Annotated in this window: 1 rRNA gene; it reads left to right on the forward strand. The window is 56.9% G+C overall.

Features of this window, described 5'->3' with window-relative positions:
- Positions 1–392 (forward strand): 23S ribosomal RNA (locus KUM32_RS30440); the annotation flags it as partial.

The raw sequence follows: 392 nt of genomic DNA on the forward strand, positions 1-392 counted from the left end.
ACCCGCTGTGAAGCGTCAAACATCGAGCATCGTGATGCTAAGGCCGTGAAGCCGTTCCGGACCCTTCGGGGAATGGAAAGTGGTGGAGCCGCCGGACCAAGCGGTTAGTAGGTGAGTGATGGGGTGACGCAGGAAGGTAGTCCATCCCGGGCGGTGGTTGTCCCGGGGTAAGGGTGTAGGACGTCAGGTAGGTAAATCCGCCTGGCAATAGTCTGAGACCTGATGCCGAGCCGATTGTGGTGAAGTGGATGATCCTATGCTGTCGAGAAAAGCCTCTAGCGAGTTTCATGGCGGCCCGTACCCTAAACCGACTCAGGTGGTCAGGTAGAGAATACCGAGGCGTTCGGGTGAACTATGGTTAAGGAACTCGGCAAAATGCCCCCGTAACTTCG

Source organism: Streptomyces sp. AC627_RSS907 (assembly GCF_019049165.1).